Raw genomic sequence first — 21,766 nt, 5'->3', positions numbered from 1 at the left:
CGGGTCAGACACTGTCGGCGGGGCGATCGCTGCGAACAGCCGCGGCGGTCGCCCCTTCGGCTTTCCCTTCGGCATGCGCGGCCTTGACCTCGGCATCATGCGCGCGGTCACGTTCGCGCCACAGGCCGACCTGGCCGCGGACCTGGCCATAGGCGAACACCATCAGCAGACCGCCGATAATGGCGACGTTCTTGAGCGCCATCGCCGCCTGCGTCTGGTCGGTCACCTGTTCGTGGAAGAACAGCGTCGCCAGCGCGGTGAAGACGAGCAGTGCGAGGCTGGCCAGCCGCGTCATGAAGCCGCTTGCCAGGATCAGTCCCGCCACGACCTCGAACACGCCCACGGCAAGCGCAAGGCTACCGGGAAAGGGCGATTCGGCTTCCATGTAGGCAGCGGTCGCCGCCGGATCCATGACCTTGCCGAGCCCGGCCATGACGAACAATGCGCCGAGTAGGATACGCCCGATCAGTGCTGCGATGGTAGCCATTGTCTCTCTCCCCTGTGGTGTTGTTCGGCGCCGCGGTCGCGACCCCGCCTCCTACTCCTCGACGGCGAACCGCAATTCGGCATGGTCGCGCAGACGTTCGACCAGCGCTTCGCCGAGGAACGAGCCGGGCGTGCCGACGCCGCCTTCGGCATCGCTGTCGAGCAGGGCCATGCCGGTTTCGGCCAGCATCCGGCTGGTCGAGCCATAGCCGGGATCATACTTGCCCTTGACCCCGTAGTGGAGCCGTTTGCCATCGGGCCATTCGCCCACGAACAGCACGTCGTAATACCCGTTCTCGCGCTCGTCCTTGCTCGGCCCTTCGCCGGGCTTGGGCGGCTTGGCGCCAAACGGGTTCTTGAGCATGTCGACCACCGCATTGGCCGCCGCCTTGCCCGCTTCGCCGGGGCTGGTGAGCATCATCTCGTCATAGCGGAAGTCCTCGCCATAAGGATGCCCGCGCAGGAAATTGGTGCGGTGGACGTTCTTGGTGTTGATCGTCGCCATGATGAACGGCGCGGCCCATTTGCCCAGCTCGTCCTCATAATGCGGGATCATGCCCGAAGGCTGGTCGGGGCCGTCGAAACCGGGGGCGAGGCCGAAGGGATCGTTGAGCACCTTGATGATCCCGGGGTTCTTCGCCGCCGCCTTCATCGTCGCGGTCAGGCTGGCCGCGGTGCCGCCCGAGAAGGTGCCTTGCATCGCGCGAACGCGGCCCTTGACCCGCGGCGCGGGCGAACCGTGGCGGGCGACCGCTTCGTGCTGGAGCATCAGCACGCCGAGATCGAAGGGGATCGAATCGAACCCGCTCGAAAAGGTGATCCGCGCGCCGCTGGCCTTGGCGGCTTCGTGGTGGAGGTCGATCTGCTCGCGCATCCATGCCGGTTCGCCGCACAGATCGGCATAGTCGGTGCCCGTTTTGACGCAGGCGGCAACCAGCTTGTCGCCGTAGAGCTGGTAGGGGCCGACGGTGCTGAGGACGACCTTGGTCCGGCGGCACATCGCTTCGAGGCTGGCGGGATCGTCGGCATCGGCGACCACCAGCGGGGTCGTGGCCGGTGCGCCGATTTCGTCACGGACCGCTTCGAGCTTGTCCATGCTCCGCCCGGCCATGGCCCATTTCGGCCTATCCGCCGCTGCGCCATATTCACGCACGAAATGCTCCGCGACGAGGCGCCCGGTATATCCGGTGGCGCCATAGACGATGATGTCGAATTCGGTGTCGGCCATGTGTCTCTCCTTTGCCGCCTGAATGCGCGTGGCGGGCGGGAGAGTCAAAGACGTTACGGCGTGCGCGCAATGCGCGGGAGGACCCCCGACTGGCTCGAAATTGCCAGCAAGCGTCCGTCTTCGGCGAAGTGCCGGGCGCTGCCGTGGACCACGCCGCGATCAAAGGCGGCAAGCTCGGTCACCGAAAGTACCCAGCCATCCTCCGCCGACTGGATATGGCGATAGGTATCGTCGAGGCTCGACCCGCCGCGCGAAGCGGGATGCGCGCCGAGGAAGAAGTCCGAGACGATTGCCAGCCAACCCGAATCCGCTTGAAAACCCGCCTGCGAACGCGACCATAGCGCCTGGATGCCGCGCGCGTCGTCCTGCAGCGCCACGCGGATCTCGAGCTGGTCGCCCAGCGTACCGGGCACGCCCCAGCCGCGATCGCCCGGTTCGCATTCGGCTGCGGGCGGGACATCGGGCATTGCGGCGAAGATGCGCTGCTCGCTCGGCTCGCGCGCACCCAGCGCCGCGCTGGCGCGGTGGGTCAGCCGGCCGTTGCTGCGAATTTCCGCCTGCCATTGGCCCACCGACTGGCCGCCCCCGCACTGTTCGCAGGAAACGACCAGTTCCTCCGCATGTGTGGTGGGGGCGAGGAACTGGATGTTCGACCACAGCAGCGTCTGCCCGCTCGCGAGTTCGAGCGCGTCGACCGCTGCCGCCAGTGCGACCCCGCCCATCACATGCGGTGCGCCTTCGGGCCCCACCGTGGCAGGCGGCATGACCGGCAGGACGTATTCGCCCTCGCGCTGACCCGGCGCGACGCGCCAGAAGGGAAAGCGTGAAACGCTCATCCGATCGCGGTCACAGCCGGGGCAGCGTCACGCCGCGCTGGCCCATATATTTGCCCGCGCGGTCCCGGTAGGTGGTCTCGCAGCGCTCATTGCCCTGCAGGAACAGGAACTGGCAGGCGCCTTCATTGGCGTAGATCTTCGCCGGCAGCGGGGTGGTGTTGGAAAATTCCAGCGTCACATGGCCTTCCCAGCCGGGTTCGAGCGGGGTGACGTTCACGATGATCCCGCAGCGCGCATAGGTGCTCTTGCCGAGGCAGATCACCAGCACGTCTTCGGGCACGCGGAAATATTCGACCGTGCGCGCCAGCGCGAAGCTGTTGGGCGGGATGACGCAGATGTCGGTTTCGCGGTCGACCAGGCTGTCGCCGTCGAAATTCTTCGGATCGACCACTGCGCTGTTAACATTGGTGAAGATCTTGAACTCGGGCGCCACACGCGCGTCATAGCCATAGCTCGACAGCCCGTAGCTGATCACCCCTTCGCGGCGCTGCGCCTCGACGAAGGGCTCGATCATGCCCTCGTTCTGCGCCTTGTCGCGGATCCACTTGTCGGAAAGAATCGCCATGGGAGAGGAATTCCCGAAGTGAGGGGCGGGGGCAAGCGGGAGGCGGGATTTATCCCGTATCGCGGCGATTGCTGGGTCTCCAATGCACCCGCACCCCATCCGCTCGGCCTGAGCGGAGGTGGGTGGCCCTAGTGCCTCATCTAGCTCGCCAGTAGCGTTGCGTTCCCTCCAGCCGCGGTCGTGTCGATGCACACCACGCGCTCGGTCGCGAAGCGCGCGACGTAATGCGGGCCGCCCGCCTTGGGGCCGGTGCCCGACAGACCCTCGCCGCCGAAGGGCTGGCTTTCGACAACGGCGCCGATCTGGTTGCGGTTGACGTAGAAATTACCGACCTTGGCGCGGGCTTCCACGAAGGCGCGCGTGTCGTCATTGCGGCTGTGGAGCCCCAGCGTCAGGCCGAAACCGGTCGCGTTGATATCTTCCACCACGCGCTCGAGGTCGGACGCCTTCCAGCGGACCACATGCAGGATCGGGCCGAAGTTCTCGCGCTTCAGGTCGAGGATCGAATCCATCTCGATGATCGTCGGTGCGACGTAGCAACCGGCATTGGCGCCGCGGTGCAGGCGGCGGCGCCAGACCGGTCGCCCGCCCTTCTTGCGGCGCGCGACATGGCGCTCGAGCGAGGATTTGGCATCCATGTCGATCACCGGGCCGACGTCGGTCGCAAGGTGTTCGGGATTGCCGATCGTCAGCGCTTCGAACCCGCCGCGGATCATCTTCAGCATGTCGTCATAGACATCGTCCTGGATGTAGAGGACGCGCAAGGCGGAGCAGCGCTGGCCGGCGCTCTGGAACGCGCTGGCGACGACATCGCGCGTCACCTGTTCGGGCAGCGCGGTGGAATCGACGATCATCGCGTTCTGGCCGCCGGTCTCGGCGATCAGCGTGGCGATGGGGCCTTCGCGTGCCGCCAGCCCGCGATTGATCGCCTGCGCGGTCTGGGTCGAGCCGGTAAAGGCGACGCCCGCAATGCGCGGATCCGCCGTGATCATCTCGCCGACATCGCCCGCGCCGGGCAGGAGCTGGAACGCCGCTTCGGGAATGCCCGCTTCATGGCACAGGCGCACTGCGAGCGCGGCGATCAGCGGGGTCTGTTCGGCAGGCTTGGCGATGACGGTGTTGCCCGCGGCCAGCGCGGCGGCGGGGGTACCGATGAAGATCGCCAGCGGGAAGTTCCACGGGCTGATGCAGGCAAACACGCCGCGGCCGTGCAGGCTCAGCCGATTTTCCTCGCCGGTCGGGCCGGGCAGCGGGATCGGGCCGGTGAACTGGCGCCGCGCCTCATTGGCGTAGAAGCGCAGGAAATCGACCGCTTCGCGCAGTTCGAGCACCGCGTCCATCAGCGTCTTGCCCGCCTCGCGCTGGCACAGGCTGAGGAATTCGTCGGTATGGTCCTCGAACAGATCGGCGGCGGCATCGAGCAGCAGCGCGCGCTTCTCGCCGCCCAGCCGGTCCCAGCCGGGCTGGATCGCTTCGGCGCGGCTGATCGCTTCCTCGACTTCGAAATCGAGCGCGTCGCGCCGCGTCCCGACTTCGGCGGACAGATCGTGAGGCTTGTTGATCGGCGCCACTTCGCCCTCGGCCCCCGACACGAAGGTCGGCTCGGCCACCCAATGGCGGTTTTCGAGCGCGGCGAGGCGGTCCTGCAGCGGCTCGAGCACCAGCGGATCGGACAGGTCGATTCCGGCTGAATTGGGGCGGCCGGGGAAGATGTCGGTTGGCAGCGGGGTCGTCGGATTGCGATACGGTTCGACCTTTGCCATGTCGGCCACCGGATCGGTCGCCAGCTCGGCGGCCGGCACTTCGGCATCGGCCATGCGATTGACGAACGAGCTGTTCGCGCCGTTTTCGAGCAGGCGCCGTACCAGATAGGCGAGCAGGTCCTTATGCGTGCCGGTGGGGGCGTAGATGCGCACATTGGTGCGATCATTGCCTTCCATCTGCGCGAGCGCGCCGTAGATGTCCTCGCCCATGCCGTGCAGCCGCTGGAATTCGAGCGGCTTGCCGCCCGCCAGCGCCTTGATCGCGCCGATGGTGTAGGCGTTATGCGTGGCGAACGCCGGATAGATCGCATCGTCTGCGGCGAGCATCTTTTCCGCGCAGGCGAGGTAGCTCACATCGGTGGCCAGCTTGCGCGTGAAAACGGGGAAATCCTTGAACCCGCCGACTTGGCTGAGCTTGATCTCGGTATCCCAATAGGCGCCCTTGACCAGCCGGACGAAGAACTTGCGGTCGTATTTGCGGGCCAGCCGTGCGGTCCAGTCGACCATCGGCACGCCGCGCTTCTGATAGGCCTGGATGGCTAGGCCGAAGCCTTCCCAGCGGCTGCCGTCGGGGCGGGTGAACAGGCTGTCGTCGCGCGCCAGCGCCTCGATCAGATCCATCGACAGCTCGAGCCGGTCGGCTTCCTCGGCGTCGATGGTGAAATGGATATTGGCATCGCGCGCCGCAGTGGCGAGATCGCGCACGACCGGCAGCAGGTCGGCCACCGCAAGATCGGCGTGAAGGAAGGTATATTTCGGGTGCAGCGCCGACAGCTTGACCGAAATGCCCGGCGCGGTGCGGACATCGCCGGTGGCCTCCTTGACCAGCCGGTCGATCGCCTTGTGATAATTCACCCGGTAACGTTCGGCATCGTCATAGGTCATCGCGGCTTCGCCCAGCATGTCGAAGCTGTGCGTCAGTCCGCGGGCACGCTCGGGCGCGGCGCGCTTGAGCGATTCCTGGATCGTGCGGCCATAGACGAACTGGCCGCCGAGGATGCGCATGGCCTGCAGCGTCGCGGTGCGGATCACGGGTTCGCCAAGCCGGTTGACCGCGCGCTTGAGCGTCTTGCCCATCCCCTTCTGTGCATCCTCGGGGCGGTCGAGTACCTCGCCGGTCAGCATCAGCGAGAAGGTCGCGGCATTGACGAAGGTCGACGAGCTTTCGCCCATATGTTCGGCCCAGTCGATATCGCCGATCTTGTCGCGGATCAGCGCATCGGCGGTGGCGGCATCGGGCACGCGCAGCAATGCTTCGGCAAGGCACATCAGCGCCACGCCTTCCTCGGTGGCGAGGCCGTATTGATGAAGGAACGCGTCGATTCCGCTCGCCTTGCGCTGACGCGCGTCCTCGATCAGGCGGATAGCGATCCGCGCTGCTTCCGCGTGTTTCGCGCTGGCGGCGCCGGCCTGTGCCATGCGTTCGGCGACGCAGGCATTTTCTTCCGCGCGATAGGCTTCGCGGAGCGCTTGGCGGGAAATGGGGGACAGGCGGGCAGGATCGTGCAGGGCCATACGACTCCGGGAGAACGAGGGATCAAGCAGGCCCCTTGGACCTGCGGTGGTTCCCTTTCAAGCATTGTGGAACGCGGTGGTTCCGTAGCGTCGCTCAGTCGCGCGCGGCGAACCAGTCGGTCACGGCCTGTTGTGCATCCTCCGCCAGGTGCAGCCCCAGCTTGCTGCGCCGCCACAACACATCTTCGGCAGTGCGGGCATATTCATGCGCGACGAGATAGCGCAGCTCGGCCGCATAAAGCGTGCCGCCGAAGTGCCGCCCGAGATCGGCGAGCGAGGTCGCCTCGCCCAGCACGAGGTCGAGCCGGGTGCCATAGGCGCGCGCCAGCCGCTGGAGCATTTCGGGCGGTACCCAGCCATAGCGTTCGTTCGCGCGCCACAGGAAGGCGGCGAAATCGCCATCGGCCATGTCACCCCCAGGCAGCGGCGCCTGCGCGGTCCACGCCGCGCCGGGCAGATCGAGCACTTGGCCAAGCTTTTCCAGCGCGTGATCGGCAAGCTTGCGATAGGTGGTGATCTTGCCGCCATAGACCGACAGGATCGGCGCGCCGCCCTCGGCTTCCAGCTCGAACACATAGTCGCGCGTGACGGTCGAATTGCTCGCCGCATTGTCTTCGTACAGCGGGCGCACCCCGGCATAAGTGGAGACGATCTCCTCCTCGCTCACTGCGCTGGTGAAATAGCGCGAGGCGGCTTCGCAGAGATACGTGACTTCCTCGGGCGCGATGCGCACGTCGTCGAGATCGCCCTTGTACAACTGGTCGGTGGTGCCGATCAGCGTGAAATCGCGCTCGTATGGGATGGCGAAGACGATCCGCCCGTCGGGCTGCTGGAAAATATAGGCATGCTCGCCCGGGAAGCGGCGCGAGACGATGATGTGGCTGCCCTTGACCAGCCGCAGATGCGCCGGCGTGCTGCGGCCGAGCGCGATTTTCGCCACGCGATCGACAAACGGGCCAGCGGCGTTGATCACCGCGCGCGCGGTCACCTCGCTATCGCCGGCACCATCGCGGAGTGTTGCCCGCCACCCGTCGGCGGCGCGCGCCAGCGCGGTGCATTCGGTCCCGACCCGCACCTCGGCGCCGCGTTCCTCGGCATCCTTGACCGTCAGCACCACCAGCCGTGCGTCCTCGACCCAGCAGTCGGAATATTCGAACCCGGCCCGCAGCCGCTCCTGCAGCACCCCGCGATGCGGGGCGACGCGCAGGTCGACACGCTTGCTGCGCGGCAGGCTCATCTTCCCGCCGATGCGATCGTAGAGCAACAGGCCGAGGCGCAGCATCCATTTGGGCCGCATGCTGGGTTCGTGCGGCATGACGAAGCGCAGCGGCCAGATGATATGCGGTGCATTGCGCAGCAGCACTTCGCGTTCGCGCAGGCTCTCCGAGACGAGCCGGAACTCGTAATGCTCGAGATAGCGCAGCCCGCCATGGACCAGCTTGGTGCTGGCCGATGAGGTATGTGAGGCTAGGTCGTCTTTCTCGACCAGCAGCACGCGCAGCCCGCGCCCGGCGGCATCGCGCGCGATCCCGGCACCATTGATTCCGCCACCGATGACTAGGAGGTCGTAAGCCTGGCTCATCCCTGCTGGAGCAACCGCCCGGCAATGGCGTCGAGCTTGGCCAGCGTGGCACGATCGTGCTGCTGGGTGGCGGTGATCACCGCGTTGTCCAGCGCGTGGTCGATCGGCGAAGGGCTGCGCTTGCGCGGCAAGCCCTTGCAGAAGGTCTCGACTGCCTTGCGCGCCAGTTTGGAGTTCTGCTCCATCTGCTCGACGACCTGCGCCAGATCGACGGCCTCGCCCTCTTCGCGCCAGCAATCGTAATCGGTGACCATGGCCAGCAGCGCATAGGGCAGTTCGGCCTCGCGCGCGAGCCGGGCTTCGGGCATGCCGGTCATCCCGATCACTTCGGCGCCCCAATGGCGGTAGAGCCGGCTTTCCGCCCTGGTCGAAAACTGCGGACCTTCCATCGCAAGATAGGTCGCGCCTTCGGTGCATTCGCCGCCCGCGCCGGTGACTGCCTTGGCAGCGTGTTTGGCGAGCCGCGGGCAGACCGGGTCGGCCATGCTGACATGCGTGACGAAGCCGTCGCCGAAGAAGGTCGACGGGCGACCCTTGGTGTTGTCGATGAACTGGTCGACCGTGACGAAGCGGCCCGGCGCCAGGTCCTCCGATAGCGAACCGACCGCGCTGATCGCGAGGATGTCGGTACAGCCCGCGCGTTTGAGCGCGTCGATATTGGCGCGCGCATTGATCGTCGAAGGGGCGATGCGGTGTCCCCGCCCATGACGCGGCAGGAAGCGCACGCGGACATGGCCGATGGTTCCGCACAGGACTTCATCCGACGGCTGGCCCCAGGGCGACTGGATCGGGATCCATTGCGCATCCTCGAGCGCATCGATGGCATAAAGCCCCGATCCTCCGATGATGCCGATGGTCCAGTCGCTCATATATTCCCTTTCGCGTCGCAGGCCGATCCGTGTCCGGCAGCGCGGGTCAAGATCGCGTTAACATGACGGCGAGGCGTGGCGGGTGGCAGCGGCTAAGTCCACCCCTCAAATCGGCCAATGGTTCGCATGCGGGGTCGCGTGCAAGGCGCACCTGAGCCATACGCATTGGTATTCACGCGCTACCGATGGGCGCCCCGCTTGACACTGCGCCCGGTTTCGCGCGGAACCCTCCGCTCTGCGGGACATAGGGAATGATGATGGCCGAAACGAAGATCGAACCGACCCTGGCAAGCTTGAGCGATAGGCTGCGCGTGCTCCACAGCCAGACGCGCGAGACGCCGCTGTTCAACCCCGTGTTCCAACTTTCGCTCGACATTTCGCGCAAGCTCGAAAGCGGCGAACTGGGGATCGATGCGCTGGCGGGACTGGTCGACGAGCTCGAAGCGCAATCGCTCGACGCGCGGGCTGTGCGGCTCGGCAATCTGCTCGAACCGCAGGAGGCTGATCGCCGGCTCGCCACGCTGGCGGCGGCAGGCGATGATTTCGAGCGCTTCCGCGCCTCGTGGGAACGCCCGCACATGCATGCGGTGTTTACCGCCCACCCCACCTTCCTGCTAACGCCGCGGCAGAGCGAGGCGGTGGCCACGGCGGTCGCCTCGGGACGCGAAGCCGATCCGCAGGGCCCCTCCGAGACGCCCGAAATCACGCTGCGCTACGAGCACGAATGCGCCATGGCCGCGCTGGCCAATGCGCAGGATGCGCGCGACCGCATCGTGGCCGCGGTGCTGCGTGAGGCGCGCGGGGCCTATCCCGACCGCTGGACCGAATTGCAGCCCATGCCGTTCCGCTTCGCCAGCTGGGTCGGTTACGACATGGACGGGCGCACCGATATCACCTGGTACAATTCGATCGCCTTCCGCCTGGCCGAAAAGGCGCAGCGGCTGGGGCGCTATGCGGATACGCTCGAAGCAATCGACGTGGCGCATGGGGCCATCGCCGCGCTGCGCGCAGCCCGCGATCATGCGGCGGCGAGCGCGGCGGACTTCGCCGGGGACCTGTCCGACCCGGCGGCAATGTCGGCCGCCGCCAATCGCCTGACGGCGGACCATCCGGCCAAGCTGCTCACGCTTGCCCCGCTGATCGACCAGCTCGAGAGCGAGGCGGGCGACAGCAATGCGGAGGATGCGATCGGCCGGCGCACGCTGGCGGCCGCCATGCGCGCCGACGGGCTTGGCATGAGCTGGATCCATTTCCGCGTGAATGCCAAGCAATTGCACAATGCGATCCGCACCCGGCTCGGTGATGCGGCGGATATCGACTTGTCGAGCCGCGGCGCGATTGCCGCCTTGCGCGAACTGCTCGCCAGCGTTGAACCGCAAAGCGCCAATTTCGCCAGCCTCGCGGTCGAAAGCTCCACCGCGGTGCGCCAGTTCCTCGCGATGGCGCAGATCCTCAAGCATGTGGACGCCGATGCGCCGATCCGCATGCTGGTGGCCGAATGCGAGCAGCCCTCCACCGTGCTCGCCGCGCTCTATTTCGCCAAGCTGTTCGGGATTGCCGACAAGGTCGATGTCTCGCCGCTGTTCGAGACCGAGACCGCGCTCGAACACGGCGGGCGGTTTCTCGACCTGCTGCTCGCCGAGCCCGACTACAAGGCCTATGCCAAGGTGCGCGGGCGCGTGGCGATCCAGACGGGTTTCTCCGATGCGGGGCGCTTCGTCGGCCAGATTCCCGCCAGCCTCGCGATCGAGCGGCTACAGGGGCGGCTGGCGGAGGCGATGGCCGCCAACGGGCTGACCGATGTCGCCGCGCTGATCTTCAACACGCATGGCGAAGGCATGGGCCGCGGCGCGCATCCCTCCAGTTTCGAAGACCGTATCGAATGGGCGCTCAGCGCCTGGGCGCAGCGCCGCTTCGCCCGCGCGGGGATCGCACTCGAACCCGAGGCAAGCTTCCAGGGCGGTGATGGGTATCTGCCCTTCGCCACGCCCGATCTCGCACTCGCCACGCTGACCCAGGTCATCGCGCACAGCCCGGCGCATACCGATGCCGACGTTCCCACCGATCCCTTCTACCGGCGGACCGATCTCAGCCTCGACTTCTACCGCGCGATCAAGGAGCACCAGCGCGACCATCTCGAAAGCCGGACTTACAGCCGTGCGATTACCGCCTTCGGCCTCGGGCTGCTCAACGAAACCGGCAGCCGCAAGTCGCGCCGGCAGAGCGACCTGTCCGCCGATCGCGAGATGAGCCTGCGCCAGATCCGCGCGATCCCGCACAACGCGATCCTGCAGCAACTGGGCTATCCGGTGAACATCATCGCCGGGGTCGGCAGCGCGGCCGAAGGCAATATCGAAGAGCTTGGCGCGCTGCTCACCGAGAGCGCGCGCGGCCGCCAGATCATGCGGCTGGTCCGCGCCTCGAATGCGCTGGCCAGCATCAAGACCGTCGCCGCCTTCGGCGAATTGTTCAATTCGGCCTATTGGGCGAGCCGCCCCTATCGCGGCACCGAACAGCATCTTGCGCAGTCCTGTGAAGCGCTCGCCGAATATCTGATCAAGGACGATCGCAACGGCGTGTTCCGGCGGCTGGCCTCGCGGCTGCGCGTCGATGCGCTCAAGCTCCACCGCCTGTTCGACCTCGTGCCCGATGACGATCCGCATCCCGAACGCGAAAGCGTGCGCCGCGCGATCGGTGTGCTTCAGGCGGTGCGCCTCGCACTGCTCCAGCACATGTTCCTCAAGGTCGTTTCGGTGCCTGCCTTCAGCCGCGCCAACGACATCAGCCGTACCGATGTGCTCGAAATGGTGTTCACGCTGCGGATCGACGAAGCGCTGGCGCAATTGCGCCGCGCCTTCCCCATCAGCTTTCCGCGCAAGGGCGATTTCGCGCTCGACGAAGCGGGCGAGTATCCGCTGGGCGAGGGAGAAGGCTATGCCGCGATCCGCGCCAATTCGATCGAGCCGATCGAGCAGGCCTATGCGCTGTGCCTGCGGATCTCGACCGCGATCGCCAACGAGTTCGGCGCACACGGCTGATTGAATTCGCCGCAATACGGGCGCATTGTCCCTCCCGATCAACCTGGGGGATGCGGTCATGGGGAATTTCCTGCTCGGAGTCGGCGCGACGATCGTGGCGCTTGGCGTGCTCGGCTATCTCGGCTTCCGGCTGTTTCGCCGCGGGCCGCTGACGTTCGAGATCGACGGCTTCTACAGCCATGTGGTCGATGGCGATGTTGGCCCCTTCATCCGCGATGTGCAGGCGGATGTGCCCGATGCGAAGATCTGCACGCTGGATGACCGCATGTCCTGTTCGATCCGCGATGCGGTGCAATGCCACAACCAGGCCGAACGGCCCGATTGCAATGTGCTGCTGCTGTCGGGCGGCGGCCAATGGGGGGCCTATGGCGCGGGCCTGTTCGACACGCTGAGCCGGCACAGCCCCGATGAACTCGCCCTGCCGGGTATTGGCGTGATCACCGGCATTTCGACCGGTTCGCTGCAGGCGCTGATGCTGATGGTCGGGCTCGACCCCGCGCAGACCCCGGACATGCGGCGTTTCGCGCTCGACCGGCTGGTGTGGGGCTATTCGCCCGAACGCGAAAGCGACGTGGTGAACAATACCAAGCTCATTTCCGTCCCGCTCTACGGCTCGGCGGCGGGGACTGCGCCGCTGCGCAAGCGGATCATCGAGGCGCTGATGCCCGGCGGCGATCCGCGGCTGGTCGAGGCGATCGGCAATTCGAGCATCGAAGGGTTCGTCGGCTTCGTCGAGGCCGAACGCGGCGTGTTCCGCTATGCCGAGGTCAAGCAGCTGGTGAACGCTGCGCCCGATGCGGCGGCAGCGGCCCAGGCGCTGGCGGCGGCGTCGATGGCGTCTTCCGCCATGCCGGTGTTCCACCAGCAATTGCGGGTCGCGGGCAGCGATGGGAAGCCGATGACGCAATATGACGGCGGGGTGCGCCGCTCGGTGTTCTTCGACCGGGCGATGGCCGCGGTCGACCAGGAAGTGCGCAAGCAGATGGCCGCGCAAACCGGCCCGGAGGCGCTGGCGACCATGAAGCAGGCGAGCTTCGGCGACGATTACGAACGCAAGGCGCCGACCGTCTATGTCGTGCGCAACGGCCCCACCGCGCGCAAACCCGACGCAGCGCTCAACACCACTTCGGGCCCGCTCAGGAACGGCCAGCGCGGCTACGACCTGCTGGTCAATGAAAGCGAGATCGGCGCGATTGCGGGGCTGCGGCTCAACAATCCCTATGGCAAGATCATGCTGACCAGCGCCGACCGCTACGACACCTTCCCGAGCGATGTGGGCGAGAACTTCAAGGATGACGAGATGTTCAAGCCCGCCTTCATGGCGCGGCTGCGCGACCTGGGTCGGCACAAGGCCGAACGCCCCACCGGGCCGTGGTGGCCGCTGAGCAAGATCGCCTAGCCTTTACGCTCCGGTCGCCCGGCGGAGGAGCGTCAATCTGCGGGGACGATCCGCAAACGCAAGCCGTCACATGCGTCGGTGAGCGGAATCTGGCAGGACAATCGCGACCCCTCCTGGCGGTGCTCGGACCCGTCAAGCAAATCGTCCTCCTCGCTCGACACCGGTTCCGGCGCGACGAAGTCGGATTCCACGACAATGTGGCAGGTCGCGCACGAACAGTATCCGCCGCACAGTGCCAGCAAGTCCTGGAAACCACTGTCGCGGATTGCTTCCATCAGCGAACCATCCGGTGCGACCTCGACGGTTTGCTCGGTGCCCGAGAGATTCTTGATGTGCAGCTTGATCATGAATGGCGCTCCTTCCGGCGCGATGGCGGCTGGGGGTGTTGCGGGAGTGGGTGACGGATGGGTCGCCGCTGGCGAGCTCGTCCGGGCCGTCAGACCTCGGCGGGGCGGCCCGGTTCGGGCTCGGATGATTCGGCCTGGGTGTTCAGCACCTGGCGAAAGGTCCGCCTGACCAGCCAGGGCTCGAGCACGCGGCCCACGAGGAACAGCGCGAAGAACAGTCCGGCAAAGACAAAAGCAGGCGTGGGCGAGTGTGTGCCCTCCTGCTCCTCTTCCTCCTCTTCCATCCGCTGCTTCTTTTGCTCGAGCGATTCAGGCGGCGGGGCACCCAGCATCTGATCGACGATATTGTGCGGCCGGGGCTCTTCCTCGTCTTCCTCATCCTCCGCGTCGCTCTCCTCGGTTTCCGCGGCGCTTTCGAGCTCGGAGATGACGATGGTGGCCTGTGCAATCGCGAGGAACAGCAGCGGGGCCAGCGCACACAGCAGCAGTGCGGGGCTGAACAGATCGTAGCGCAGCTTGGCGGTCCCGCCTTCGTCCACGACTTGGAGCGTGCCGCGGCTGAAGGTGGCCAGCTTGTCCTGCGCGGCGGGGTTGTCCTTCACATAGGTCAGCGTGTCGCCGTCGATCTCGTGGCTGGCGGCGTCCAGCAATGGATCGAGCCGTGCGAACGCGCTTTGCGGTGTGCGCGGCGGGTCCAGCTCCACGACACCGCGCGCGCGCCATATCCAGTCGATGAAAGACAGTTTGGGCATGGCGCTGGTCTCCGGCAATCTCGGGCGGGCACAAGCCTTCCACGTCCTGAAGCGGATCGCAGGCAGGCACGTCGGAAGGATGGGTCGGGTTGCGACCGGATGAGGCCGCAATGTGGGGCTATTCTGCTGGGACGCTTGAGCGGCGGAAGCGTGCGGGGATCCGCTCCTTCACCGCCCTGACCCCTTCGGTGAAGGGAAAGACCATCGTCTCGTTGATCTGCATCCTGCGGCCGCCCTCCATTCCGAGCTTTTCGGCTTCGCCATCGACGCAGGTTCCGAATATCCGGTCGAAGATGATCCAGGTGGCGCCGTAATTGCTACGGCTGCCCTGGAAATCCTGCGAATGATGGACGCTGTGATGCTCGGTCGTGTTGAACAGGAAGCGCCACCAGCGGGGCGTGTTGAAGCGCACGTTGATGTGCTGATAGGTGCCGATGGCGAGGCCGAAGGTCGCGGCAAGCAGCGCGGCCCGCGGCAGGAAATCGAAGAACCCGCCGATCCCGAGGCCAATCAGGAACAATTCGATCGGGTTGCCAACCGCGCCTTTGTTGATGTTCAGCTGCGTGATGTAGTGATGCGGTGCATGCGTCAGCCACAGCGGATACCAATTGTGCATTCCGCGATGCATCCAGTACTGGCCGAAATCGAAGATCAGCGAGATCAGGAGCGCCTGCACCAGCAGGGGCATGCCGGTGAACCAATCAAGCTTGCCCCAGTCATAGGCGCCCTGGATGGCTTCGATGACCACGCCGGCGCCGATATAGACATCGACCATGCGCAGCAGCGTGTATCCCAGGCCGACATAGAACAGGTCGGTGCACAGTTCCTTCCACGTGAGCTGCCAGCTCTTGTGGCGCGGGTTCACCAGCTCGATCCCGATCAGCAGGACCTTGAAAGATATGGCAATGGCGATCGCCGTCGTTGCCGTGGCCAGCGAATTGGGCGCGTAATACCAGAAGGCGATCAGCGAAAAGAGGAAGAAGGGCTGGAAATAGGTGAAGATGAACCGCTTCAGCGGGCCGCCTTCCACCTTGGGAATGTTGTCCCATCCGACCGTAACCGGCGAGTCCGCCCCGATGATCCTGTTTCCTACGCGTACACCGGCCATATCCGCTACCTCCCGTGCGAGACTGTGGGGATACGCCGGACAATGCGCAGGACCCTGGGCAGACTGCTGTCCGGCCTCCTGAGGTTCTGTGGGATGCGCACCGACGGACTCCCCCTTGCTCGGATCGAATGACCGATCCGGCTGGTTTCTGTGTCTCTCCCGGCGAACGTTTTTTGGCTATTGCGGCGAGGCTATCGATATTATGAAAACCGTCAAGGGTAATAACGGTCCTTTTTTGACATTTATGCGAAGCTGAAGGTCAGGTGCGAGCAATATAGGCGCGCCATCCGCCCAGCTCGGTGATATCTTCGGCCCCGGCGGTTGCACGGGGTTCGGCTACGAAGCCTTTGACATTGCTGCCATCTTCCAGCGTCACAGTGCCGATGGCGAGCGGAGCGGGCACTTCGGCGACGAAGCTGCCGAAGGCGGCCACGTCGAGTTCGTAGACCTCGACCGCGATCGCCGCGCCATCCTCGCTATGGACCAGCGCGGGCTTTGGCGGTGTGCTGTCGGCCATCGCATAGAGCCGGTAGGCGGGGGCGGTGTCGAACGCACCGACGAATCGCGCATCGCGCGACGTCAGTTGCCAATGCAGCGGCATGTCCTTCAGATGTGCGCCGACGACGGCAAGCTTAACGGTTTCCATTCTTCCCTCCAGATCGAGCGGGGGTCTCGCGGGCAAGTCCGCCTTGGCGAGATAGCTTTCGGCGGCGTCCATAAGGCCGCTGTCGCTGCCCGCCGGACCGATCAGCGTGATCCCGAAGCCGGTGCCGTTGGCGCGCGCACCGGTCGGCACGGCGATCGCGGCCATGTCGAGCAGGTTCACGAAGTTGGTATAAAGGCCCAGATTGCTGTTCAGCGCGACCGGCGCGGCTTGCAGTTCGGCCACGCGGTAGGTCGTGCCGGTGGTCGGGAAGGCGAGCATGTCGACGCTGACCCACATCTCCTCGGCATCCCGTTGCAGTTCCGCGAGGCGATAGATCCCGTCGAACAGTTCGACCGCCGAAATGTCGAGGCCCGGCGCCACCACTGCGCGGACGGTGGCGTCGATCGCCTCGGGGTTGGCGGCCAGCAACGGAGCCAGCGCCGCCGCGCGCTCGGCTACCCATGGGCCGCTGTAGAGCAGGCTCGCGGCTTCGTTCAGGAAGGCGATATCGAGCTCGCAGATTTCGGCACCGCGCCCCAGAGTTTCGAGCGCGCGGGAATAGAGCGCTTCCGACTGGCCGTCGCCGAACCAGCCACGCTGGTCGGGACGGGGGACGCCGATGCGTTTCGGGGTCAATTCCCGAGCGGGCAAGGCGCGAGAATAGGCATCCTGCGGATCGAATCCCGCTATGATCTGGTCGACCAGACGCGCTTCGGAGATGTCGTCGGTGAAGACGCTGATGCAGTCGAGCGTACGGCACGCAGGTACCAGCCCCGTGGTGCTCCAGCGTCCCTTGCTCGGCTTGTATCCCACCAAATGGTTGAAGGCTGCGGGCACGCGCCCCGATCCGGCAGTATCGGTACCCAGAGCGAAGGCCACGAGACCGGCCGCCACCGCGACTGCCGAACCCGAACTCGATCCCCCGCTCACATAGGCGAGATTGTAGGCGTTGCGCGGAATGCCATAGGGACTGCGTGTGCCAACCAGCCCGGTCGCGAACTGGTCGAGATTGGTCTTGCCGACGCAGATCGCGCCAGCGTCGAGCAACCGCGCGACCGCCGGTGCGGTGGTATCGGGGGTGTAGGAGAACGCCGGGCATCCCGCGGTCGTCTCGAAACCGGCGACATCGATATTGTCTTTCACTGCAAAGGGGACGCCGGCCAGCGGGAGCGTTTCTCCCTCGGCTATCCGCGCATCCACTGCGCGCGCGGCCTCTGCCACTCGATCGGGCGAAGCGCGGCTGATCCAGACCTGCGGCTGGATTTCGTCATAGGCGTCGATCCGTGCCAGGGTCGCCTCGGCAATGGCGAGCGCACTCGCCTGGCCGGTGTTGACCGCCGCGGCGATCATTTTCGCGCTCTGGCGTGCGAGGTCCATCAACACCGCCTCGTCAGCGCCATGAGCGGCGCGCCCGGTTCGATCGGCTGGCGTTCCTCGATATACAGCGCGGAAATCGTCCCGGCAGCCGGGCTTTCCAGCGGGCACTCCATCTTCATTGCTTCGATGACGGCCACAGTGTCCCCCTTTTCGACCTCGTCGCCCTCGGCGACGAGCAATTTCCAGATGTATCCGCCAAAGGGAGATTCGACGACTTCGGCGCCCTCCGGCACATCTACCACCGGCGCATCCAGCGCCGCGCCGCCGATGTCGTCCGCCAGTTCGGAAAGGCGGTCGAATTCGCCGTTACGCTCCCATTCGCCCCGTTCGGCATCGAATGCCGCCTGCCGGGTCTCCTCGAACGCGGCGATCGATTGCGCGTTCTCGCTCAGGAAAGCGCGGTAATCGGCCAGCCGGAATTCCGAATGCTCGACCTCGATCGACCGCCGCCCGGCAGGGAAGTCCCGCCGCCATTCCTCGAGCTCTTCGGCCGAGACTTCGAAAAAGCGGATCTGGTCGAAGAAGCGCAGCAGCCACGGCTTGCCGTCCTTGAAGACGTCGGTCTGGCGATAGGTGTTCCACACCTGGATGGTGCGCCCGAACAGCTGGTAACCGCCCGGGCCTTCCATCCCGTAGATGCACATATAGGCGCCGCCGATCCCGACGACATTGGGCGGGGTCCAGGTGCGCGCGGGGTTGTATTTGGTCGTAACGAGTCGATGCCGCGGATCGACGGGTGTGGCGACGGGGGCGCCCAGATAGACATCGCCCAATCCCATCACCAGGTAGCTGGCATCGAATACGATATCCTGCACCGCATCGGCATCGGGCAGGCCGTTGATCCGGCGAATGAATTCGATGTTGTCAGGACACCAGGGCGCATCGTCGCGCACCGCCGCCATATATTTCTCGACGGTCGCAATGGTCGCGGGGTCGCGCCAGCTGAGCGGCAGGTGGACGATCCGCGAGGGGATGGTGAAATCCTCGAGATCGCCGAGCTCGTCCTCGCATTCCATCAGCGCTGCGAGGGCGGAGCGCTGGTCGAGCTGCTTGCCGTCGAAATGGAGCTGGAGCGAGCGGATGCCCGGGGTGATGTCGACCACCCCGTGGAGCCCTTTCGCCTCGAGCACGGTCATCAGCGCATGGACGCGGATACGCAATTCGAGATCGAGCACGATCGCCCCGTATTCGACCAGGATATTGCGATCGCCCTGCTGCCGGTAGACGGTTCGCGGACGATGCCCCTCGGCGGGGATTTCGGCGAGGATCGGGCTGTGATCGGCCGGTGCGCGCGGCTGGCTGTCCGCCGGCACCCCGGTCGTTGCCCCGGCTAGGGGCGCGGACTGGTCGGCGGCTTGCGCTTCGGCGATATCCACGGGCTGGAAGCGCAGGCGGTTCCCCGGAGCCAGTTGGCCGATCTTCCAGCGATCTGCGGCGATCACCACGAAGGGGCAGACGAAACCGCCCAGAGAGGGGCCATCGGGGCCGAGGATGATCGGCATGTCGCCGGTGAAATCGACCGCACCGATGGCATAGGGATTGTCATGGATATTGGACGGATGAAGCCCCGCCTCGCCGCCATCCTTGCGCGCCCATTCGGGCTTGGGCCCGACCAGCCGGACGCCGGTGCGATTGCTGTTGTAATGCACCTGCCATTCGGCAGTGGTGATCGCTTGTACATCGTCCGGGGTGAAGAAGTCGGGCGCGCCGTGCGGACCGTACAGGACCCGCAAGGTCCAGCAATCGCCAAGCTCGGGCTCGGGCTCCGCGGGCGTGCTTTGGGTCGTGGCGTTACCGGCGAGATGCAACGTGTCGCCTGCGAGCAGCCGCCGCGCCGCATGTCCGCCGAACTGCCCCAGTTCGAAGGTGCTACGGCTGTCGAGATAGGGCGGGATATCCAGCCCGCCTGCAAACAGGATATAGCCGCGCATGCCCCCGCCCGAAACGCGGCCGAGCGCCAGCGTCTGTCCGGCGACGACATCGAACGGCGTGTCGCGCGCCACCGGATTGCCATCGAGCCTGGCCCCGAAATCCGCCCCGGCAAGACACAGGCGCGCGGGCGCATTGAAGCGCAGCGTTGGCCCGGTGAAGGTCACCTCGAGCCCCGCCGTGCCCTCAGGATTGCCCAGCCGCAGATTGCCCAGCCGGAACGAGCGGTCATCCATCGGTCCGGACGGCGGGACCCCGACCGACCATAGTCCTTCGCGTCCCGGCCAGTCCTGTACGGTAGTGGCAGTGCCACCGGAGACGATCTGGAGGCTGCTGGGCGCATAGGGAATCGTATCGAGCAGGCGGGTCGTGACCGTGCCCGCGATGAAGGATTCGTCCTGCACGACATCGCGCAGCCAGCGCAGGTTCGTCTCGATCCCGTCAATCCGGCTTTCGGCGAGGGCCGCCTGCATCGCGCCAATGGCGTCTTCGCGCGTGTCGGCATGCGTGATCAGCTTGGCGATCATCGGATCGTACCATGCGCTGATCGTGCTGCCGGCTTCGCACCATGTCTCCGCCCGAATGTCAGCGGGGAACGACAGCGCCGACAGCGTGCCGGTGGTCGGGCGATAGTCGAGCGCCGGGTCCTCGGCATACAGTCGCACTTGGACCGCATGCCCACGGGCGGTCGGGGCGGCGCGATCCATGAAGGCGTAATCGCCCATGCCCCCACGCACCATCCATTCGACCAGATCGACGCCCATTACCTCTTCGGTCACCCCGTGCTCGACCTGCAGGCGGGTGTTCATTTCAAGGAAGAAGAATTCCTGCCGTTCGGCGTCGAAGAGGAATTCCACTGTCCCCGCCGAGCGATAGTGTGCTGCCTGAGCGAGGTTGACTGCGGCCAGGATGAGGTCGCGGCGCAGTGCATCCGACAGGCAGGGGGCAGGGGCTTCCTCGACGACCTTCTGGTTGCGGCGCTGGAGCGAACAGTCGCGTTCGCCCAGCGGCATGACGCGGCCTGCGCCATCACCGAAAATCTGGACCTCGATATGCCGGGCCCGCGCGATGTAGCGTTCGAGGAACACGCCCGCATCGCCGAAACTGCTCGCGCCCTGCCGTACCACGCCGGCAAAGCCGTCACGCAGCTCGGCCTCGTCCGCGCAGATGCGCATGCCGATGCCGCCGCCGCCCGCGGTCGCCTTGAGGATGACCGGATAGCCGATGTCGGCAGCCGCGCGGGCGGCCTCGTCTTCTCCGGTCAGCAGGCCGGTACCGGGCGCCAGCGGCACGCCCTGTTCCTCGGCCAGAGCGCGGGCGCTGTGCTTGAGGCCGAAGGTGCGGATATGCTCGGGTTGCGGGCCGATGAAGACGATCCCCGCGGCCTCGCAGGCTTCGGCAAATTCGGCATTCTCGGCGAGGAACCCGTAGCCCGGGTGGATATAGCCCGCGCCCGTCTCTTTCGCCGCGGCGATGATCGCGGCGCTATCGAGGTAGCTTTCGGTTGCGGGGGGCGGCCCGATGCACACCGTACTGTCCGCCAGCGACACATGCAGCGAATCGGCATCGGCTTCCGAATAGACCGCGACAGAACGCAGACCCATGGTCCGCAAGGTCCGGATAATCCTGGTGGCAATCGCTCCGCGGTTGGCGATCAGTACCGTCGGCGTGCTCATGCAGCGACGATCATCCGCACGGGGGTCGGGTTGAAGGCATTGCACGGGTTGTTGATCTGCGGGCAGTTCGACACCACCACGACCACATCCATATCCGCGCGCAGGTCGACCGTAAGGCCGGGCGCGGAAATGCCGTCGACAATGCCGAGCGACCCGTCTTCCTCGACGGGCACGTTCATGAAGAAGTTGATATTGGGCACCATGTCGCGCTTGCCGCGCCCCTCGGACAGATTGGCCTCGAGGAAGTTCTCGACGCAGGCGTGCTGCGCCTTGGTGTGGTGGCCATAACGCAGCGTGTTGGATTCGCAGGAACACGCGCCGCCGATCGTATCGTGATAGGCGACCGAGGTACCGGTGATGGTCATCATCGCGCGGCCTTCGTTCGAACGCAGGACGCTGCCCTGGCGCAGGAACAGGTTCCCCTGCGCGGCCACGGTGTCCTGCGAGCTATACCGTTCGGCATCGTCGGGATCCGCGTAGAGCAGGAAATCGACCGCCTGATTGCCTTCCACATCGATAATGCGGAGCGTCTGCCCTGCCGCGATGTGATGCAGCCACGGCGCCCGGGCTGGCACGATTTCGTCATGGACGACGGCACCGGACAGGCCCCCTGTTGCGGGATCAGCGGTCATGCAGTCTGCGCCCTTCCT

The 21,766-nt window shown here is 65.9% G+C and carries 15 protein-coding genes; 2 read left to right on the top strand and 13 right to left on the bottom strand.

All coding sequences use genetic code 11. The annotated features are described in order from the left end of the window. Positions 1 to 4 precede the first annotated feature (4 nt). From J2S32_RS08345 to mtnP, 7 genes are all read right to left on the bottom strand, one after another. On the bottom strand, positions 5 to 487 hold the full coding sequence (locus tag J2S32_RS08345) for a DoxX family protein (protein WP_253520268.1): 483 nt from the start codon (positions 485 to 487) through the stop codon (positions 5 to 7). Between the two features lie 51 nt (positions 488 to 538). Beyond that, on the bottom strand, positions 539 to 1,714 hold the full coding sequence (locus tag J2S32_RS08340; RefSeq protein ID WP_253520267.1) for a saccharopine dehydrogenase family protein: 1,176 nt from the start codon (positions 1,712 to 1,714) through the stop codon (positions 539 to 541). Between the two features lie 53 nt (positions 1,715 to 1,767). Further along, a complete protein-coding gene (locus J2S32_RS08335; RefSeq protein ID WP_253520266.1) occupies positions 1,768 to 2,550 on the bottom strand; it encodes an acyl-CoA thioesterase domain-containing protein in 783 nt (260 codons plus the stop codon). Positions 2,551 to 2,560: 10 nt separating this feature from the next. Beyond that, complete coding sequence (dcd, locus tag J2S32_RS08330; RefSeq protein ID WP_160766087.1) at positions 2,561 to 3,115, bottom strand: dCTP deaminase; 555 nt, start codon at positions 3,113 to 3,115, stop codon at positions 2,561 to 2,563. A 140-nt stretch (positions 3,116 to 3,255) separates the two neighbouring features. Next, positions 3,256 to 6,393 carry a bifunctional proline dehydrogenase/L-glutamate gamma-semialdehyde dehydrogenase PutA gene (gene putA / locus J2S32_RS08325; protein ID WP_253520265.1) on the bottom strand — a complete coding sequence of 1,046 codons (3,138 nt, stop codon included), beginning with the start codon at positions 6,391 to 6,393 and terminating at the stop codon, positions 3,256 to 3,258. 94 nt (positions 6,394 to 6,487) lie between these two features. After that, positions 6,488 to 7,975 carry a glycerol-3-phosphate dehydrogenase gene (glpD, locus tag J2S32_RS08320; protein ID WP_253520264.1) on the bottom strand — a complete coding sequence of 496 codons (1,488 nt, stop codon included), beginning with the start codon at positions 7,973 to 7,975 and terminating at the stop codon, positions 6,488 to 6,490. Further along, on the bottom strand, positions 7,972 to 8,844 hold the full coding sequence (gene mtnP / locus J2S32_RS08315; RefSeq protein ID WP_253520263.1) for an S-methyl-5'-thioadenosine phosphorylase: 873 nt from the start codon (positions 8,842 to 8,844) through the stop codon (positions 7,972 to 7,974). Before mtnP ends, glpD begins: the two co-directional genes overlap by 4 nt. Positions 8,845 to 9,098: 254 nt before the next feature. On the opposite strand from mtnP, the gene J2S32_RS08310 reads away from it, so the two are divergent. Next, a complete protein-coding gene (locus J2S32_RS08310) occupies positions 9,099 to 11,882 on the top strand; it encodes a phosphoenolpyruvate carboxylase (RefSeq protein ID WP_437181934.1) in 2,784 nt (927 codons plus the stop codon). Between the two features lie 25 nt (positions 11,883 to 11,907). Continuing rightward, positions 11,908 to 13,281, top strand: a complete 1,374-nt coding sequence (locus J2S32_RS08305; protein ID WP_253520261.1) for a patatin-like phospholipase family protein — start codon at positions 11,908 to 11,910, stop codon at positions 13,279 to 13,281. 32 nt (positions 13,282 to 13,313) lie between these two features. Here J2S32_RS08305 and J2S32_RS08300 read toward each other — a convergent pair whose 3' ends face one another. The 6 genes from J2S32_RS08300 to J2S32_RS08275 all read right to left on the bottom strand — a co-directional run bounded on the left by J2S32_RS08300 (position 13,314) and on the right by J2S32_RS08275 (position 21,748). Continuing rightward, entirely contained in the window at positions 13,314 to 13,628 is a 315-nt protein-coding gene (locus tag J2S32_RS08300; protein ID WP_253520259.1) for a 2Fe-2S iron-sulfur cluster-binding protein, read from the bottom strand. An 89-nt stretch (positions 13,629 to 13,717) separates the two neighbouring features. Next, the gene (locus J2S32_RS08295; protein WP_253520256.1) at positions 13,718 to 14,380 is read right to left on the bottom strand and encodes a hypothetical protein; all 663 of its coding nucleotides are present in this window, start codon (positions 14,378 to 14,380) and stop codon (positions 13,718 to 13,720) included. Positions 14,381 to 14,498: 118 nt separating this feature from the next. Then, entirely contained in the window at positions 14,499 to 15,488 is a 990-nt protein-coding gene (locus tag J2S32_RS08290) for a sterol desaturase family protein (RefSeq protein WP_253520254.1), read from the bottom strand. 259 nt (positions 15,489 to 15,747) lie between these two features. After that, positions 15,748 to 17,511 carry an allophanate hydrolase gene (gene atzF / locus J2S32_RS08285; protein WP_253520252.1) on the bottom strand — a complete coding sequence of 588 codons (1,764 nt, stop codon included), beginning with the start codon at positions 17,509 to 17,511 and terminating at the stop codon, positions 15,748 to 15,750. Beyond that, entirely contained in the window at positions 17,511 to 21,116 is a 3,606-nt protein-coding gene (gene uca / locus J2S32_RS08280; protein ID WP_253520250.1) for an urea carboxylase, read from the bottom strand. The genes atzF and uca overlap by 1 nt, the downstream gene beginning before the upstream one ends. Further along, on the bottom strand, positions 21,113 to 21,748 hold the full coding sequence (locus J2S32_RS08275) for an urea amidolyase associated protein UAAP2 (RefSeq protein WP_253520237.1): 636 nt from the start codon (positions 21,746 to 21,748) through the stop codon (positions 21,113 to 21,115). Before J2S32_RS08275 ends, uca begins: the two co-directional genes overlap by 4 nt. Between the last annotated feature and the right edge of the window lie 18 nt (positions 21,749 to 21,766).

The sequence above is a fragment of the Qipengyuania citrea genome (assembly GCF_024171405.1).
Lineage (GTDB): Bacteria > Pseudomonadota > Alphaproteobacteria > Sphingomonadales > Sphingomonadaceae > Qipengyuania > Qipengyuania profunda.
This window is presented reverse-complemented; position numbering and strand designations above follow the sequence as displayed.

What these genes read in the sequence shown, in the direction of transcription:
- J2S32_RS08345 (WP_253520268.1), bottom strand. Translation starts at nt 487, where the DNA reads ATGGCTACCATCGCAGCACTGATCGGGCGTATCCTACTCGGCGCATTG.
- J2S32_RS08340 (WP_253520267.1), bottom strand. Translation starts at nt 1,714, where the DNA reads ATGGCCGACACCGAATTCGACATCATCGTCTATGGCGCCACCGGATAT.
- J2S32_RS08335 (WP_253520266.1), bottom strand. Translation starts at nt 2,550, where the DNA reads ATGAGCGTTTCACGCTTTCCCTTCTGGCGCGTCGCGCCGGGTCAGCGC.
- dcd (WP_160766087.1), bottom strand. Translation starts at nt 3,115, where the DNA reads ATGGCGATTCTTTCCGACAAGTGGATCCGCGACAAGGCGCAGAACGAG.
- putA (WP_253520265.1), bottom strand. Translation starts at nt 6,393, where the DNA reads ATGGCCCTGCACGATCCTGCCCGCCTGTCCCCCATTTCCCGCCAAGCG.
- glpD (WP_253520264.1), bottom strand. Translation starts at nt 7,975, where the DNA reads ATGAGCCAGGCTTACGACCTCCTAGTCATCGGTGGCGGAATCAATGGT.
- mtnP (WP_253520263.1), bottom strand. Translation starts at nt 8,844, where the DNA reads ATGAGCGACTGGACCATCGGCATCATCGGAGGATCGGGGCTTTATGCC.
- J2S32_RS08310 (WP_437181934.1), top strand. Translation starts at nt 9,099, where the DNA reads ATGATGGCCGAAACGAAGATCGAACCGACCCTGGCAAGCTTGAGCGAT.
- J2S32_RS08300 (WP_253520259.1), bottom strand. Translation starts at nt 13,628, where the DNA reads ATGATCAAGCTGCACATCAAGAATCTCTCGGGCACCGAGCAAACCGTC.
- J2S32_RS08295 (WP_253520256.1), bottom strand. Translation starts at nt 14,380, where the DNA reads ATGCCCAAACTGTCTTTCATCGACTGGATATGGCGCGCGCGCGGTGTC.
- J2S32_RS08290 (WP_253520254.1), bottom strand. Translation starts at nt 15,488, where the DNA reads ATGGCCGGTGTACGCGTAGGAAACAGGATCATCGGGGCGGACTCGCCG.
- atzF (WP_253520252.1), bottom strand. Translation starts at nt 17,511, where the DNA reads ATGGACCTCGCACGCCAGAGCGCGAAAATGATCGCCGCGGCGGTCAAC.
- uca (WP_253520250.1), bottom strand. Translation starts at nt 21,116, where the DNA reads ATGAGCACGCCGACGGTACTGATCGCCAACCGCGGAGCGATTGCCACC.
- J2S32_RS08275 (WP_253520237.1), bottom strand. Translation starts at nt 21,748, where the DNA reads ATGACCGCTGATCCCGCAACAGGGGGCCTGTCCGGTGCCGTCGTCCAT.